Raw genomic sequence first — 15360 nt, forward strand, 5'->3', positions numbered from 1 at the left:
CTAGGTCAGGGTTCCGTGGCGGTCAAGGCCGGGCGGCGCGGGTCGAGCGTCACCTTCGCCAGGTTCCGCCCGACGAGCGTCCAGGCGTCCCAGGAGCCGGGGGCGAAGTGGAGCTGCGGGTTCGTGTACCACTCGTCGCCCAGGCCGGTGGCCAGGAGCCTGGCCGTATCGCCCAGCTCGTACGCGTTGCCGCCGCCGAAGAAGGTCTGCGCGAAGACCCGTCCCCGGTGGACGGTCAGCTCGCCGTACCCGGACAGCGTGCCCCGGTGCCTGATCGTCCGGTCGGCGAGGTCGAGCGCGATCCAGGCGCCGGAGTTCCGCTTGTACACCGCGTACAGCAGCCCGTCGTGGACCTTGACGTCCTGGATCGTGCGGTTGCCGGCGAGCGGTTCCGCCTCCCACAGCACCGTACGGCTGCGCAGGTCGAACGCGGCGATCGAGGCCGACGTCCGGGTCGGGGGCGTGCCCCCGCCGCCGAGCACGTCGCCGCCGAGGTACACGACGCCCGCCTTGGAGTCCACGCTGAGGCTCATCAGGCTCTCGTCGCGGATGACGCCGACGTAGACGTCCATCTTCCCGGTGTCGGGGTCCACCACCGAGAGCGCGCCCTCCAGGGCGGCGCCCAGCGGGGCCGAGGCGACGAGGAGTCTGTCGGTCGCCTCGTCGTACTCCAGGTCCCACGGCCGCTGCTGCCCGTGTCCGAGGAAGCCGAGGCTGCGGACCGAGTCGTCGCGGATGTCGATCGAGATGATCTGCCCGCTGGGGTACATCGCGGCGTAGATCTTGTTGCCGCGCCGGACCAGGTCCTTCGGCTCGCCGGGCACCCGGAAGCGCCGCTTCTCGCCGGTGCGCAGGTCGCGGACGTCCATCCAGAAGTGGCCGCCGACGTAGAGCGCCCGGTTCGGCACGAGCAGCATGCTCTGCGGCCGTTCCGCGCCGGCCGGCAGACCCGCCTCGATCAGGTCGGTGAACCGCGACTTCGCCGTGGGCAGGTCGAGCCGCCAGAGGCCGCCGCTGCCGGCGAAGCCGGTCAGCGTCGGTCCGTCGAGGACCAGCCGCCGGGTCTCGTCGCCGGGCGACGGCGGTTCGGCGATCTTCGTGACCGCGCCGTCCCGGTAGGCGTGGACGGCCCCGTCGGGGCGGGAGGTGATGTAGACGGTGCCGTCCGGCGCGACGGCGAGCGCGTCGAAGCTGCTCAGGCCGGTGTCGACCATCCGGGTGTCCGTGCCGTCCCTGCGCGTGTCGATCAGGACGCCGCCGCTCGCGGCGTACACGCGGTCGCCGCCGAGGGCGATGGCGCCGATGCCGGTGGGCCCCTGGGCCAGTTCCCGGACCGCGCCGGTGGCCCGGTCGATCGCCATCAGCTTGCCCTTGTCGAGGAGCCCGGCGTAGACGGTGGTGTCGTCCGCGGCGACCGTGCGCACGTACCGCTCACCGGCGGCGAGGACCCCGAAGTCGCGCACGGCGCCCGTCGAGGGGACGTACTCCCAGACCCGCCCGCTGGGATAGGTGCCGAGGTAGAGGGTTCCGTCGGGGGCGGCGGCGAGGCTCCAGACGTAACCGCCGTTGGCGCCGAACGAGCGCAGGCGCGCGACCTCGCCGGTCGCCGGGTCGAAGCTGTAGAGGTCGGGGACCGGATAGGTGCCGATGTAGACCTTGCCGCCGGAGACGGCGGTCGCCCACCCTCCCTCCGGCTCGCCCGCGGCGGGGCCGTCCGGCAGCGTGGCGGTGCGGGTCACCTTCCGGGTGGCCAGGTCGATCTCCGCGACCACCGGCGGCTTCTGGCCGCGCGTCACGACGTACGCCTTGCCGTCGGCCACGGCGGCGCCCACGATCGCGCCGGTCAGCGAGGCGGGGCCGTAGGTCTCGTACGCCGGGGCGTCGCGGCCGGCAGCGGAGGCGGGCTGGGCCGCCATCGGAAGTAAGGCCGCAAGCAGAGCCAGTACGACCGCGCGGGCACGGATCATGGCCACACCTCCACAGGTGTTCACTCTTGCCGAATAATGGTCCAGACCGTAACCTTTCCCGCAAGCTCGGTCAATGGGCTGACCGTTTTGCGGTCGCGCCCGTATCCGAAGGGACCCCCCGTATGCTCCCCCGTCGCAGATTCCTCCAGGTCGCCGCCGCTTCGGCGGCCGTCGCCGCATCTCCTCTCGTCCCCGCCTCCGCCGCGCGTGCCGCGGCCGGGGACGTCACCGACCTCGGGCCCGCCAGCGTGGCCAGCCCGCTCGGCAACGGCGTCTTCGTGGGCGGCGTCCTGTACGTCGGCTCCCGCGGCCTGTCGCCGAACGTGGTCGGCGCCTACGACCTCGCCTCCGACAAGATCGTCGCGCACTACGAGATCCCCACGGGGATCGGCGTCTGGGCCATGTGCGCCTCCGGCACCGACGTCTACGTCGCCACCCACGTCCGCTCGGACCTCTACCGGATCGACACGCTCACCGGGAAGGTCACCAAGGTCGGCGAGTATCCCGACCACTACGTCTGGACCATGGCCGCCGCCCCCGACGGCAAGATCTACCTCGGCTGCTCCGAGCCGGGCCGGGTCTGGGAGTACGACCCGGCGACCGGGAAGAGCCGCGACCTCGGACAGCCCGCCCCGGGCGAGGCGTACGTGCGCAGCATCGCGGCCGACGACAGGTACGTCTACTGCGGGATCGGCTCCCACGCCCACCTCATCGCGATCGACCGGGTCACCGGCGAGACCCGCGACCTGCTCCCGGCCGAGGTCGCCTCCCGCGACTGGGTGGCCAGCATGTCGATCTCGGACACCCACGTCGCGGGCGGCCTGAACTCGTTGGCCGAGCTGCTCGTGCTCCGCAAGGACGACCCTTCCGACCACCGCGTCGTCAAGGCCACCGCGGCCGGCGAGAAGTACACGGTCGCCGTGCTGATCCACGAGGACTCCGTCTACTTCGCGGGACGGCCGACCGGCACGTTCTACCGCTACCACCTGGACACCGGCGTCCTCGACGTGCTCGGCGTGCCGTACTTCGAGGCCGCCACGCACCGCATCCTCGCCCACGAGGGCAGGATCTACGGGGTCCAGGACAACGCCGTCTTCGTGTACGACCCGGCGACCGGGGACATCGAGTACCGCAACCTCGTCCAGCGCGGCCTGCGCGCCGCCCCCGAGGAGCCCATGTCCGTGCACAGCGACGGCCGCCGGGTCTACGTCGGCGGCAAGAGCGGCGCCGACGTCCACGACCTCGCGACCGGCGCCGTCACCCGGCTCGGCATCCCCGGCGAGCCGAAGACCCTGGTCACCGTACGGGACCTGACCTACCTGGGCGTCTACACGCAGGCCGCGCTCTACGCGCACCGCGCGGGCGACCCGGAGCCGGACCTGCTGCTGCGCGCCGGCAACCAGCAGGACCGGCCGCGCGACCTCGCCTACGACGAGAGGACCGGGCTGATCGTCATGCCGACGCAGCCGGAGCCGGGCCACGAGAACGGCGCGCTGACCCTTTACTCGGTGAAGGACGGCACCCACGTCACGTACCGGCCGATCGTCGAACGGCAGACCGTGCACGCGGTGACGACCCGGCGCGGCGTCGCCTACCTCGGCACCCAGACGCAGGAGGGCCTCGGGCTGCCGCCGGTCACCACCACGGCCCGGCTGGCCGCCTTCGACCTGACCTCCCGGAAACCGCTCTGGCAGGTCGAGCCGGTGCCCGGCGCGCCCGGCATCACCGGGCTCGACAGCACACCCCACGCCCTGTACGGCATCACGCGCGGCGGCCTGCTGTTCGAGTACGACCTGCGCCGTAAGGCCGTGACCCGCACCCTCCAGGTGAGCACCCGCGGCGGCGACCTGCTGATCGTCGGCCGCACCGCGTACACCGGGGACCGGGACGCCGTGTACGCGGTCGACCTGGACCGCTGGCGGGCCACCGCGCTCGTCACGGGCCTCGCGGGAGAGTGGTTCGGCGGCGAGCCCAAGCTGGCCCTCGACCCCTCCCACCGGGCGCTGTACTCGATCAAGGGCCGTAACCTGATCCGGATCGCCATCTGAGGGGTCCCCGGGCGACCGGGGTCCAGGGCGCCCAGCCTCCGGGACGGCCGAGTTCCGGAGCAGCCGAGTTTCCGAGGAGAGAGACGTGTTCGACGCCCGCAGGCTCATCGACGGGCTGGAGGTGACGCTCGACGCCGACGTCCTCGCCGGGGCCTACCCGGACCGGGACGTGCCCGAGCCCTGGCCGGACCTCCTCGCCGGGAACGGCATCCGGGCGGGCGCCGTGGCGAACCTGCGGGCCGCGCTGTTCGACGTGGTCTCGGGCAACGACGAGATCTCCGGCCTGGCCGCGCCGCACGTGCCGGTCGGCGTGGTGGACCTGCGCGACCCGCTGCGCGCGGCACGCGAGCTGGAGCGCCTGGCCGGGGCCGGACGGCGGGCCGTCCGGCTGTTCCCGGACGAGCAGGGCGTCGAGGCGGGATTCCCGGGCGTCCGGCACGTGGCCCGGCGCGCGGCGGCGCTCGGGCTGACGGTCCTGACGGGCGGCGACGTGCGGCGCTTCTGGCAGCCGTTCGCCGGGCTCGGCGGAAACGTCGTCTTCCTCGACACGCACTTCTACCACCTGGGGGACTTCCTGGTGGCGGCCGCCGACGAGCCCGGCTTCCACACCTCGACGCGCCTGCTCAACTCCCCCGACGCGCTGGAGACCGTCGCCGCCGAACTGGGCGCCGACCGGCTGCTGTTCGGGTCGCGCGCGCCGTACTACGAGCCGGCGGTCCCGCTGCTGCGGCTGGCGACCGGCGGGCTCAGGCCGGAGGAGGTCACGGCCGTGGCCGGGGAGAACGCGCGGAGGCTGCTCACATGATCATCGATGTCCACGCCCACTGGGGCCCGTGGTTCTTCACCATGGACGTGGCCGGGGCCACCCTGCCCGCCATGGACCGCTACGGCATCGACCTGGCCGTCGTCTCGGCGAGCGAGGCCGTCATCTACGACGCCTCGGCGGGAAACCGCGCGCTGGCCGAGGCCCTGCCGGACCGCTGCTACGGCTACGTCACGGTCAACCCGCGCCGCCTGGCCGACGCCGAACGGGACCTGCGGACCCACCTCCCCGGGGGCCGCTTCGTGGGAGTCAAGATCCACACCGACTACACGGGCTCCCCGGTGACCTCCCCGCAGCTGCGCGACGCCCTGGAGCTCGTCGCCGCCCACGGCGTCCCCGCGCTGGTGCACACCTGGGGCACCTCGGTGCTCGACCTGGCCCGGCTCTGCCTCGACATCCCGGGGCTGCGGGTGATCGCCGGTCACATGGGCGCGGACGGCTTCCGCCACGCCGTCGAGGCCGCGCGCTCCTGCGACCGCCTCTACCTGGAGCCGTGCTGGTCCCACTTCCCCGCGGGACGCATCGCCGAGGTGGCCGCCGCGGTGGACCCGCGGCAGCTGCTGTTCGGCACCGACTCGACGCTCATCGACCCCGCCTCCGCCTACGGCTCGGTCGCCGCGGCGAACCTGCCCACCGACGTGGCCGAGCTGGTCGCCTGGCGCAACGCGGCCGGTCTGTTCGGCCTGCCGGTCGGCTGATCCGCTCCGTCCCGCCCGTCCCGCCCGCGCCGGCCGGTCACCGGCGGAGCCGCCCGGCGGTCCCCAGCACCGCCGCGCGCTCCCCGGCGGGCAGCGGCGGCCCGTACGGGTCCACGGCATGGGACTCGGGGACGCGCCCCTCGGCGGCGGCCAGCCACAGCATGCGCTGGACGTACCCCTCCACGGGCTCGGCGAAGGTGACCTCGGCGAGCCGGTCCAGCCGTCCCGACGCCTCCTCGAACGCCCGCAGCCCGGAGCCGCGGTGGGCCCGCAGGACGTCAGCCGTCACGCCGACGCTCGCCGCCGCGACGCCCACGAGCGCCGCCTGCGCGCCCCAGAGCAGTGAGGGGCCGAACATCCGGTCCTCGCCGGTGACCGCCAGGCGGCCCGCCTCGCGGGTGAGGGCGATGGCCCGCTGGCATCCGACGGCGTCCGCCAGCAGGGCCGTCTTGAGTCCCGCCACCCCCGGATGCGCCAGCAGCTCGCGCATCGTGTCCTCCGGGCACGGCATCGTGTAGAGGTCGAAGGCGATCATCGGCAGGCGGCCCGCCCGCCAGACCGCGTCGTGCAGCGCCACCCGGTCGTGCGCGGACGGGAACACCAGCACGCCGGCGGCCCCCAGCTCCGCGGCCACCCGCGCCTGCTCCGCCGCGACGGCGAGGCCGGCGGGGCCGGCCGTGACGGCGGGGTCGGCGGGGTCGGCGGGGTCGGAGGGGTCGTCCGAGCCGCCCACCCCGACCAGCACGGGGACGCCGAGCGTGACCGCACGGCCGATCACCGCGGCGCGGACCTCCGGCGTCAGGTACGGCCCGCGCCCGGTGTGGGCGAGCACCGCGAGGGCGGACGCGCCGTCGGCCACCAGGCCGGTGAGATAGCGCGAGACGACGTCGAGGTCCACTTCACCGGACGCCGTCATGGGGGTGGCCGCGGCGGCGATCAGCGCGCCCCGCAGCCGATCCCGGAGGTTTCGGGCAGAGATGTCCACCCGGGAGAGCTTATTTCAGCCCGGTCATCGCGATGCTGTTCACCAGGTAGCGCTGCAGCAGGAAGAACACCAGCAGGCACGGCACCACGGACACCGCCGCCGACGCCATGAGCACCGACAGCTGCACCTCCTCGGTGCGCAGCGTGGACAGGCCCACGGTCAGCGTGCGGGTGGCGTCGCTCTGCCCGACGACCAGCGGCCACAGGAAGTCGTTCCAGTGCCACAGGAAGACGAAGACGCCCAGCGTGGCCAGGACCGGCCTGGTCAGCGGCAGCACGATCGTCCAGTAGACCCGCCACTCCGAGGCGCCGTCCACCTTGGCCGCCTCGAACAGTTCGTCCGGCAGGTCCAGGATGAACTGCCGCATCAGGAACACGGCCTGCGCGTTGGCCAGGGTCGGTACGATCAGGCCCCAGAACGTGTCCACCCCGTCCAGGCTGTTGACCAGCACGAACGTCGGGATGAGCGTGGCCTGGAACGGCACCATCATGGTCGCCAGGAACGTCCAGAACATCGCCTCCCGCCCGGGGAAGCGCTTCTTGGCGAAGGCGTACCCGGCCATGGACGAGGTCAGCAGGATGACCACCACGGAGACCACGGCGTAGACCAGCGAGTTGACCGTCCAGGTGATGAACCCGGACGACTCCAGCACCCGCGTGATGTTGTCCAGGGTGAGCGACGAGGGCCACTGTCGCGGCAGGGTCGGCCGGCCGGCCGGGGACAGCGCCACGACGAGCATCGCCACGAACGGGCTCACGGTCAGCACCGAGAGCACCGCGAGCAGTGCCGCCAGCGGCCACCCGGTCCGCCACCGGCGCCTGCGGGCCGCGCGGGCGGTCCCGGCCTCGGTGACGGGACGTGCGGCGGTGAGCGTCATGTGTTCCCCCGGTCCATGAAGCGGCGCTGGACCAGCGAGACGACCAGCACGATCGCGAACAGCACCATGCCCCACGTGGCCGCGTAGCCGAAGTCGAAGGACCGGAAACCGAGGTCGTAGATGCCGTAGATGAGTGTGTAGGTGGCCCTGGCCGGGCCGCCGCCGGTCATCACGTACACGGTGTCGAAGGTCTGGAACGCGCCGATCGTCTCGATCACCATGACGAAGAAGATCGTCGGTTTGAGCAGGGGGAGCGTGATGCGGCGGAAACGCTGCCACGTGCTCGCCCCGTCGACCCTGGCGGCCTCCAGATAGGAGGACGGGATCGACTTCAGCCCGGCCAGCAGGATCAGCATGGAGTAGCCGAAGCCCTTCCACACCGACACCACGGCCAGCGCGGGCAGGACCAGCGACGACTGCTCCAGGAACATCGCCGGGCCGAGCTCGGCCCGGGCCAGCAGGCCGTTGATCAGCCCGTCGAACTCGTAGATCCACCGCCAGATGACGCCGGCGAGCACGAAGCTGGTCACGTACGGCAGGAACAGCATGCCGCGGAACAGCCCGCGCATGAAGACCACCTTGTTGAGCAGCAGCGCCGTGCCGAGCGCCACGAGCAGGGTGAGCGGCACGTAGATCACCGCGTACACGAGCGTGACCCGGAGGCTCAGCCAGAAGTTCACGTCGTCGAGCAGCCGGGCGTAGTTGTCCGCGCCGATGAAGTTCCACTCGCCGCCGATGTTCCAGTCCGTCAGGCTCATCCCCGCCGCGCCCAGCGACGGGAAGATCCGGAAGATCAGGAAGAGCACGAGCGCGGGCAGCACGAACAGCAGTCCGGCGACCGGGTCACGCAGGCGATGACGCACCAGAATCCCTTTCCTCGCTCAGCTGCCGCCGAGCAGTTGGTCGGCCTCCTTCGCCGCCGCGTCGAGCGCGGTCCTGGCGTCCTCCTTGCCGAGCAGCGCCGCCTGGATGTGCGGGGCGAGGACGCCCATCACCTGGCGGGCCTTGGGGTGGGTGTCACCGGGGAAGGCGTACTGCAGGGACTTGGCGAACTCCTTGGAGGACTCCGTCTGGCCGGGCACGGTCACGTCCGTGCGCGCGGGGAAGAAGCCCGACTCCTTGGCCAGTTCGGCGGTCACCGCGGGGGAGGCGACGTACGCGGCGAACTTCTTGGCGGCGTCCTTGTTCTCGGAGTGCCTGGCCAGCACCAGCGCGCCCGGGATGCCGAACGCGATCCGCTTCCTCCCTTCCAGGGGCAGGCCGATCCCGACGTTCTCCGCGCCGATGGCCGTGCCGAGCTGGTCGGCCTGGAGCGCGGTGGCCGCGTGGTACATGGCGGTCCTGCCGCTCGCCAGCGCGCCGCCCTCGATGTCGTTGCCCTTGCTGGCGGTGTTCTCCGGCAGGCCGCCCGCGGCCTTGAGGTCGAGCAGGAGCTGCAGGCTCTCCACGCCCTCCGGCCCGTTGAACGCGACGGATTTCCCGTCGGCGGCGAAGACCGTGCCGCCGTTGGCCCACAGGATCGGGTAAAAGCTCTGGTTGAGGCTGACCTCGGGCTTGCCGGGGTAGTCGAGCACGGCGACCTTCTGGGCGGCCAGTTTGGGGGCGGTCGCCTTCAGCTCGGCCAGCGTCTCCGGCGCCTTGTCGACGCCGGCGTCGGCGAACAGCTTCTTGTTGTAGATGGGGGCGGTGATCGTCTGGTAGATCGGAACGCCGTACAGCTTGCCCCCGACGGTGAGGCCGGTGAGCGCGTTCGGCAGGTAGGCGGCCTTGTCCGGGGCGACCACGTCGTCGACCGCCTCGATCGTGCCCTGCTCGGCGTACTGCGGAAGCTGGTCGGGGCCGAGCACGACCAGGTCGAAGCCCTTCTTCGAGACCAGCGCCGTGGTGACCTTCTCCTGGCGGCCCTCCCACGGCTGCTGGTCGATCTTGACGTCCACCGCGGCGTTCGCGGCCTCGAAGTCCTTCTCGACCTTGCTCCAGAACGCCTGGTTCTTCGCCTGGTCGGAGATCACGGGGTACATCCACAGCGTCACGACGCTCTTGTCCGAGCCGCTGTCGGCTCCGCACCCGGCGGCCGCGAGGCTCAGCGCGGCGGCGACGCCGGCTGCCGTTGCCTTCTTCATCGGCGGCTTCCTTTCCACTTAATACCGGTCCCGGTTAATACCGGTCCCGACCGAAACCTAGTAAGGCCCCGTCCAGCGGTCAATAGGTGATACATGACCGTAACTACGGTCACGCCCGGAACTTCGTCATTTCTTGGATGATCAGATCGACGTGCTCGGACGTGTAGTTCTCGTTCCAGTCGATGACCAGCAACGTACGGTCCACCATGGCCTCGGCCCGCGGGCAGGGGTTCGGCTCGTAGCCGTCCAGGGGGTAGCGGGAGGCGCCGTAGATCGGCGCGTCCCACACCGGCGCCCGGTTCAGCGGTTCGGCGAGGTAGCCGGCCCGCGCGGGGATCCCGGCCGCCGCCAGGTGCGCCGCCAGCTCGGGCGCGTCGCCGCCGGGGCACACGACGGGGAAGAGCCACCAGGAGTGGCCCTCCGGGCGCGGCGGCCGTACCCCCGCGAGGCCGTCCAGCGCCCTGAGCAGCCGTCCGGCGGTGCGGCGGCGGTCGGCGACCACTCCGGGGAGCTTGGCGAGCTGGGCGCGGGCCACGGCGGCCTGCAACTCGGTCATGCGGTAGTTGAGCCCGAAGGCGGCGTGCGACCTCCCGGTCGCGCGGTCCCAGCCCTTGTCGGCGAAGAGCCGCATCCTTCTGGCCAGCCCGTCGTCGTCGGTGATCGTCACCCCGCCGTCCCCGCAGGTGATGTGCTTCCACTGCTGCAGGCTCAGGCAGCCGACCTGGCCGGCGGTTCCGGCGAGCCCTCCGCCGGGGAGCTCGGTCAGCCACGCCTGCGCGCAGTCCTCGATCAGGGTCAGGCCGTGCTCGTCGGCGAGCGCGCGCAACTCACCCACCCTCGCGGGGGCGCCGAACAGGTGGACGGCCATGATCGCCCTCGTCCGGGGGCCGATGAGCTCCGCCACGGCCGCCGGGTCGAGGTTGCCGTCCGCGGGATCCACGTCGGCGAAGACAGGGACGGCGTTCTGCGCCAAGATGGGGGCGACGGTCCCGAAGTCCGTGATCGGGGTCGTTATGATCTCGTCTCCCGGGTCCGGCGCGGCCGCCACGATCGACAGGTGGAGGGCCGCGGTGCCGGAGCTGCAGGTGATCGCGTGGCGGGAGCCGTACATCCGTGCGATCTCGCGCTCCAGCGCCCGCGCCTCGGTGCCCCAGACGGAGTTGAGCATGCCGGAGCGGATCACGCGTTCGGCGGCGGCCACCTCCTCGGCGCCGAGCGTGCGGCCGTCTGCCTCGGCCATGGAAGGAAACTTCACGGAACACCTCACACGATAAGATTGCGGTCGGGGCCGAAACAGGAGAAGGAGACGCGATGGGGACCGTCATCGGGGTCGTCGGCCCGCACGATCTGGTCGACGACGTGGCGGCCGTCTGCGAGGAGCAGCCCGGCGTCAGCACGCTGCGTCTCGACTACGACCATGAGTCGCAGGCGCCCGCGATCGTCGAGGCGCACGCCGCCGCGGTCGAGGGATGGCTGTTCACCGGCATCGTGCCGTACATGCTCTCCCGGGACGCCGAGGTGCTCACCCGTCCCGCCGAATTCGTCGACTATCTCGGCGCGACGCTGCTCAGCGCCCTGGTGCGCCTCCAGCACGAGGGCCAGGACGTCACCCGCCTGTCGATCGACACACTGTCCACCGCCGAGGTCAACGCCACGTTCGCCGAGGCCGGACTGCCCGCCGGCGAGGTGCGCACGCTCCCCTACCGGCCGAAGACGACCTCCCAGCAGGCCGTCGCCTTCCACCGGAAGGGCCCGGCGCACGCGGTGATCACCTGCCTGAGCTCCGTGCACGAGGCCCTCCGCGACGAGATGCACGTGCTGCGCCTGGTGCCGTCCGTCCACTCCGTGCGGGTGGCGCTGCGCCAGCTCCTGCTGAGCGCCGAAGGGCAGGCGCAGGAGGACGCGCAGATCGCGCTCGGCCTCGTCGAGGTGGAGAACGGCGAAGGGCTGCTGCGCGAGGCCGCGGCGCTCGGCGGCACGCTGGCGGCCTTCCGCGGCGGCACGCACCTGCTGGTGACCACCCGCGGCCCCCTGTACGAGGCCACGGGCGGTTTCGCCGGGCTGCCCATGCTGACGCGGCTCGCCACCGACAACGACATGGTCCGTGTCGGTTTCGGCCTGGGCCGTAGCGCGGCGGAAGCGGAGAGCCTGGCCCGCCGCGCGCTGGCCCGGGCCCGCCGGATAGGGCCGGTGGCCGCGGTCCTGTCGCTGCGGGCCGACACCGACATCGTGCTGGAGTCCGCGCCGGTCGCCCGGGCGGAGGAGCAGAGCCTGTCGGTGATCGCCCGGCGGGTGGGACTGTCGGTCTCCACGCTGGAGAGACTCCAGGAGGCGCGGACCGCCGCGGGGGACGAGCCGCTGACGACGCGGGAGATCGCCGACCGCCTCGCCGTTCAGCAGCGCACCGCCCGCCGCATGCTGCACCGCCTGGAACTGGCGGGCCTGGCGGAGCGGACCGGCAACCTCAGCAGCGGCTCCAGTGGACGTCCCCTGACCCTCTACCGCCTCACCCTCTGACCGGGCGGGCGGGGACACCGCCCCGCCCCGCGATCGGAAGGCTATGGACGCCGCCCCGCCCCGCGGCCGGGCGGCCGTGGAGCGGAGGGGGGCCGGGCGGGCGGACACGGCCTCAGGAGAGCCAGCGGCCCAGGCCGTCCGCGACGAACTCGTCGTCCCGGAGCCAGGGGTAGGCGGCCCAGACCCGGTCGATCTCGGCCAGCTGGCCCGGCGAGAGGTCCTCGGCCGGGTCGAGGCACCAGCGTCCCGCCAGCAGGCCCTGGCGGCGCAGCACCTCGTGGATGCCCGGGATGCACCCGTGGAAGCCGTTGGCCGAGTCGAAGATGGCGGCGTTCGCGTCGGTCAGGTGACCGTCGAGGCCGAGCAGCCGCCGCACCGCCGCGTCGTCCCCGCCCCGCGCGAGCCTGGCCTCCTCCAGCAGTTCCACGGCCCGCCGCACCCACACGGCCCACTGGCCGAGCAGCCCGCCGACGAACTCGACCTCCACCTCGCGGCCGTCCACCACCACCCGATGCCCGGTTATGAGGTCGGCGAGGATGTGGTCGTCGTTGCCGGTGTAGAGAGCCACCTCGCCGGCCCGCCCGGCCCGCACGACGCCGTGCAGGACGTCCAGCGTGCGGTAACGGTCGAAGGGGGCGACCTTGATGCCCACCACGGACTCCACGGAGGCCAGCCGGGTCCAGAAGTCCCGCGACAGGGGCCGTCCGCCCACGGCCGGCTGGAGATAGAAGCCGATCACCGGCAGCACCTCGCCGACGGCCCTGGCCCGTTCGACGAGCGCGTCCTCGTCCAGCTCGCGGTGCGGGCTGAGCAGCACCATGTGGTAGCCGAGCGACCTGGCCAGCTCCGCCTCCGCCACGGCCTGCGCCGTGGGCCCGGTCGCCCCGGCCACCAGAACGACCTCGCGATCGGACTCCCCGGCGGTCCGCGCCGCCAGTTCGAGCACGGGAGCCAGCAGGCCGGTGCCGTGGATGGCGAACTGCGTCGTGTGCACGCCCACCGCCAGCCCGCCCGCGCCCGCCTCGACGTAGTAGCGGGTCAGCGCCCGCTGACGCCGCTCATCCAGCCTCCGGTCCTCGGTGAGCGCGAGCGGGTGCGCCGGGATCACCAGGCCGCGCCGGAACAGGTCGCGTACGGACGTCTGCGCCTCCGAAACCATGCTGAGCACGTGAGGGCCCCCTTCGAACGGTTGAGATGGCATGCGGGTCAGAAGCGCCCGTCGCGGCGCTCGAACTTGGTGGGTTTGCCGAGCAGCGGCCCGCCGTCCGCCACCCACCGCGCCGTGTGCTCGATGAGCTCGGCCGGGGTCAGCTCCGGGTAGCCGAACAACCGGTGGCAGCGCCCCGCGTTCGACAGCAGCGCGGTCGGCGCCTCCTCCCCGGTGAAGACGGGCTCCCTGCCCAGCGCCGCGCCGAGGGCCAGCGCGGCCTGCCGTACGGAGATCGTCTCGGGCCCGGTCACGTTCAGCACGTACGGCGGCGCGGAGGCCAGCGACAGCGACCGGAGCACGACCTCGTTGGCGTATCCCTGCCAGACCACGTTGACCTGCCCGGTCGCCAGGTCGACGGGCTCGCCCGCCAGGATCCGCTGCGCCAGGTCGACGAGCACGCCGTAGCGCAGTTCGACCGCGTAGTTGAGGCGGATCAGCGACATCGGCGTGCCGTGGGTCTCGGAGAAGTGCGTCAGCACCCGCTCGCGGCCCAGGCAGCTCATCGCGTACTCGCCCACCGGGCCCTCCGGCGAGTCCTCCGTGCTGCCGCCACCGGTGACGGGGACGAGCGGGTAGACGTTCCCGGTGGACAGGGCGGCGATCCTGCTGCCCCGGAACCGGTCGGCGACCCGGCCGGGCAGGTACGTGTTGGTGAACCAGGTGGTGTGCTCGCGTCCCTGGGTGCCGAACTTGGCGCCGACGAGGAAGACGACGTTCTCGGCGTCCGGCAGGTCGCGCAGCGCCCGCTCGTCGGCCACGTCGGCGGGCACCACCGTCACCCCCTCCGCGGCGAGCGCATCGGCGAGCCCCGGCTCGGAGAAGCGTGACACGGCGATGACCCGCCGCCCGCTTCCCGCGGCCCGGCCGGCGTTGAGCGCCAGCCGCACCAGGCTCGGCCCCAGCTTGCCCCCGGCGCCCAGGATCAGGATGTCGCCGTCGAGCCCGCCCAGATCCTCCACGAGCCCGGCGCCCGGCCGCGCCAGCCGCTCCTCGAGTTCCGCCGTCGTCCGCACGCCCGGTCTCCTCTTCTTCGATTTACGGTCCAGACCGTAACCGGCGAAGAGTCGGGCTGTCAACGGATCGGAAGAGGCGGGTGCCCCCGCGGACGGAGAACGACACGCCGGGGACATCCCTCGGCCTCCTGTTCTCGCCTCCCGGTTCCCGGTGGACGGCGACGGCTTCCCGCCCGGTGAACGGGGCCGATCGGTCGCCGGGGAACACCGGGCCGGGACGGTGCGCCCGCCCCGGCCCGGCGGATCGGCCCGCGGGAGGTGATTCCGGGGCGGGCGGGAGACCTCAGCCCTCGAACGTGACCAAGGAGTACCGGTAGGTGGTGGAGCCGTTCTCGTCGCCGGTGTGCGAGCGGCCGGTCATGACCCGGCCGGCGCCCGCCTCCGAGTAGCAGTTGCTCTCCTTCGCACAGCCGCTCGACACCGGGGAGGTGAGCCGCACCTGCCTGCCCTGCCAGTAGATCGCGGCGGTGCGGTACTTCGTGGTGCCGTTCTCGTCGCCGGTGTGCCACCTGCCGGCGATGGCCTGGTCGGGCGGGGCGACGAAGTTCGACCGGCTCTCCCGCTGGCCGGTGTTCCAGTCTCCGAGCAGCACCTGGGCCTGCTCGCCGTTGACCAGGATCCAGCTGCAGTAGTAGGTGGTGGGGCCGTTCTCGTCGCCGGTGTGCATGCGGCCGGTCAGCACCTGGTTGGTCGGGCAGGTGAAGGGGATGCCACGCCATTCCTGAATGGTCTCGGTGTACGAGCGATCGACGCGGATCGTCACCTCCGCGGTGGCCGCCGCCGCCGCGGGGACCGCGGGAAGCACGGTCAGGGCGGCCAGAGCGGCCGCCGCCATCGTGGTGGGCAGAACCTTCTTGGGCATCTCATGTCCTCTTGCTCAGTGGTCTGTCGTCGTCCGGCGCACGACGGAGGGCGTCCGGATCCCACGGCCCGCGCCGTCGCCACGGGACGTGAGGACCCGGCATGCGTGATCGGCGGTGCGCCATCCCCGTTCCCGGCGCCGATTCAGCCCCCCTGCCGCCCGCGAGTGCCGGAGGCCGTCGCGGGGGACGGGTCACATGGTGTCCGGCGCCGCTTCATCGGGTCGTCCCTCCGCAGG

The 15360-nt window shown here is 72.5% G+C and carries 13 protein-coding genes; 4 read left to right on the forward strand and 9 right to left on the reverse strand.

Going from position 1 to position 15360, the window contains the following annotated elements:
* Positions 1-5: 5 nt before the first annotated feature.
* On the reverse strand, positions 6-1916 hold the full coding sequence (locus AB0D67_RS29870; protein WP_362943296.1) for a PQQ-binding-like beta-propeller repeat protein: 1911 nt from the start codon (positions 1914-1916) through the stop codon (positions 6-8).
* Positions 1917-2089: 173 nt separating this feature from the next.
* On the opposite strand from AB0D67_RS29870, the gene AB0D67_RS29875 reads away from it, so the two are divergent.
* The 3 genes from AB0D67_RS29875 to AB0D67_RS29885 all read left to right on the forward strand — a co-directional run bounded on the left by AB0D67_RS29875 (position 2090) and on the right by AB0D67_RS29885 (position 5536).
* Positions 2090-4015 carry a hypothetical protein gene (locus AB0D67_RS29875; RefSeq protein WP_362943299.1) on the forward strand — a complete coding sequence of 642 codons (1926 nt, stop codon included), beginning with the start codon at positions 2090-2092 and terminating at the stop codon, positions 4013-4015.
* Positions 4016-4100: 85 nt separating this feature from the next.
* Complete coding sequence (locus tag AB0D67_RS29880) at positions 4101-4820, forward strand: amidohydrolase family protein (protein ID WP_362943302.1); 720 nt, start codon at positions 4101-4103, stop codon at positions 4818-4820.
* On the forward strand, positions 4817-5536 hold the full coding sequence (locus AB0D67_RS29885; RefSeq protein WP_362943305.1) for an amidohydrolase family protein: 720 nt from the start codon (positions 4817-4819) through the stop codon (positions 5534-5536). The genes AB0D67_RS29880 and AB0D67_RS29885 overlap by 4 nt, the downstream gene beginning before the upstream one ends.
* Before the next feature lie 37 nt (positions 5537-5573).
* Here AB0D67_RS29885 and AB0D67_RS29890 read toward each other — a convergent pair whose 3' ends face one another.
* The 5 genes from AB0D67_RS29890 to AB0D67_RS29910 all read right to left on the reverse strand — a co-directional run bounded on the left by AB0D67_RS29890 (position 5574) and on the right by AB0D67_RS29910 (position 10761).
* Positions 5574-6521, reverse strand: a complete 948-nt coding sequence (locus AB0D67_RS29890) for a dihydrodipicolinate synthase family protein (RefSeq protein ID WP_362943308.1) — start codon at positions 6519-6521, stop codon at positions 5574-5576.
* Positions 6522-6531: 10 nt separating this feature from the next.
* Positions 6532-7398, reverse strand: a complete 867-nt coding sequence (locus AB0D67_RS29895; RefSeq protein ID WP_362943311.1) for a carbohydrate ABC transporter permease — start codon at positions 7396-7398, stop codon at positions 6532-6534.
* Positions 7395-8261, reverse strand: coding sequence for a sugar ABC transporter permease (locus AB0D67_RS29900; RefSeq protein ID WP_362943314.1), 867 nt, complete (start codon positions 8259-8261; stop codon positions 7395-7397). The genes AB0D67_RS29895 and AB0D67_RS29900 overlap by 4 nt, the downstream gene beginning before the upstream one ends.
* 18 nt (positions 8262-8279) lie before the next feature.
* On the reverse strand, positions 8280-9521 hold the full coding sequence (locus AB0D67_RS29905) for an extracellular solute-binding protein (RefSeq protein WP_362943317.1): 1242 nt from the start codon (positions 9519-9521) through the stop codon (positions 8280-8282).
* Between the two features lie 109 nt (positions 9522-9630).
* On the reverse strand, positions 9631-10761 hold the full coding sequence (locus tag AB0D67_RS29910; RefSeq protein ID WP_362943320.1) for a DegT/DnrJ/EryC1/StrS family aminotransferase: 1131 nt from the start codon (positions 10759-10761) through the stop codon (positions 9631-9633).
* Positions 10762-10832: 71 nt separating this feature from the next.
* Between AB0D67_RS29910 and AB0D67_RS29915 the strand changes: the two genes are divergently transcribed.
* A complete protein-coding gene (locus AB0D67_RS29915; protein ID WP_362943322.1) occupies positions 10833-12038 on the forward strand; it encodes a hypothetical protein in 1206 nt (401 codons plus the stop codon).
* Positions 12039-12150: 112 nt separating this feature from the next.
* Here the strand turns inward: AB0D67_RS29915 and AB0D67_RS29920 are convergent, their stop codons facing one another.
* The 3 genes from AB0D67_RS29920 to AB0D67_RS29930 form a co-directional block, all read right to left on the reverse strand.
* On the reverse strand, positions 12151-13197 hold the full coding sequence (locus AB0D67_RS29920; protein WP_362943434.1) for a dihydrodipicolinate synthase family protein: 1047 nt from the start codon (positions 13195-13197) through the stop codon (positions 12151-12153).
* A gap of 47 nt (positions 13198-13244) precedes the next feature.
* Positions 13245-14261 carry an NAD-dependent epimerase/dehydratase family protein gene (locus tag AB0D67_RS29925; protein ID WP_362943324.1) on the reverse strand — a complete coding sequence of 339 codons (1017 nt, stop codon included), beginning with the start codon at positions 14259-14261 and terminating at the stop codon, positions 13245-13247.
* A 283-nt stretch (positions 14262-14544) separates the two neighbouring features.
* Positions 14545-15123, reverse strand: a complete 579-nt coding sequence (locus AB0D67_RS29930; RefSeq protein ID WP_362943327.1) for a hypothetical protein — start codon at positions 15121-15123, stop codon at positions 14545-14547.
* Between the last annotated feature and the right edge of the window lie 237 nt (positions 15124-15360).

The organism is Streptosporangium sp. NPDC048047, assembly GCF_040653115.1.
In the GTDB taxonomy this organism is placed as follows: Bacteria; Actinomycetota; Actinomycetes; order Streptosporangiales; family Streptosporangiaceae; genus Streptosporangium.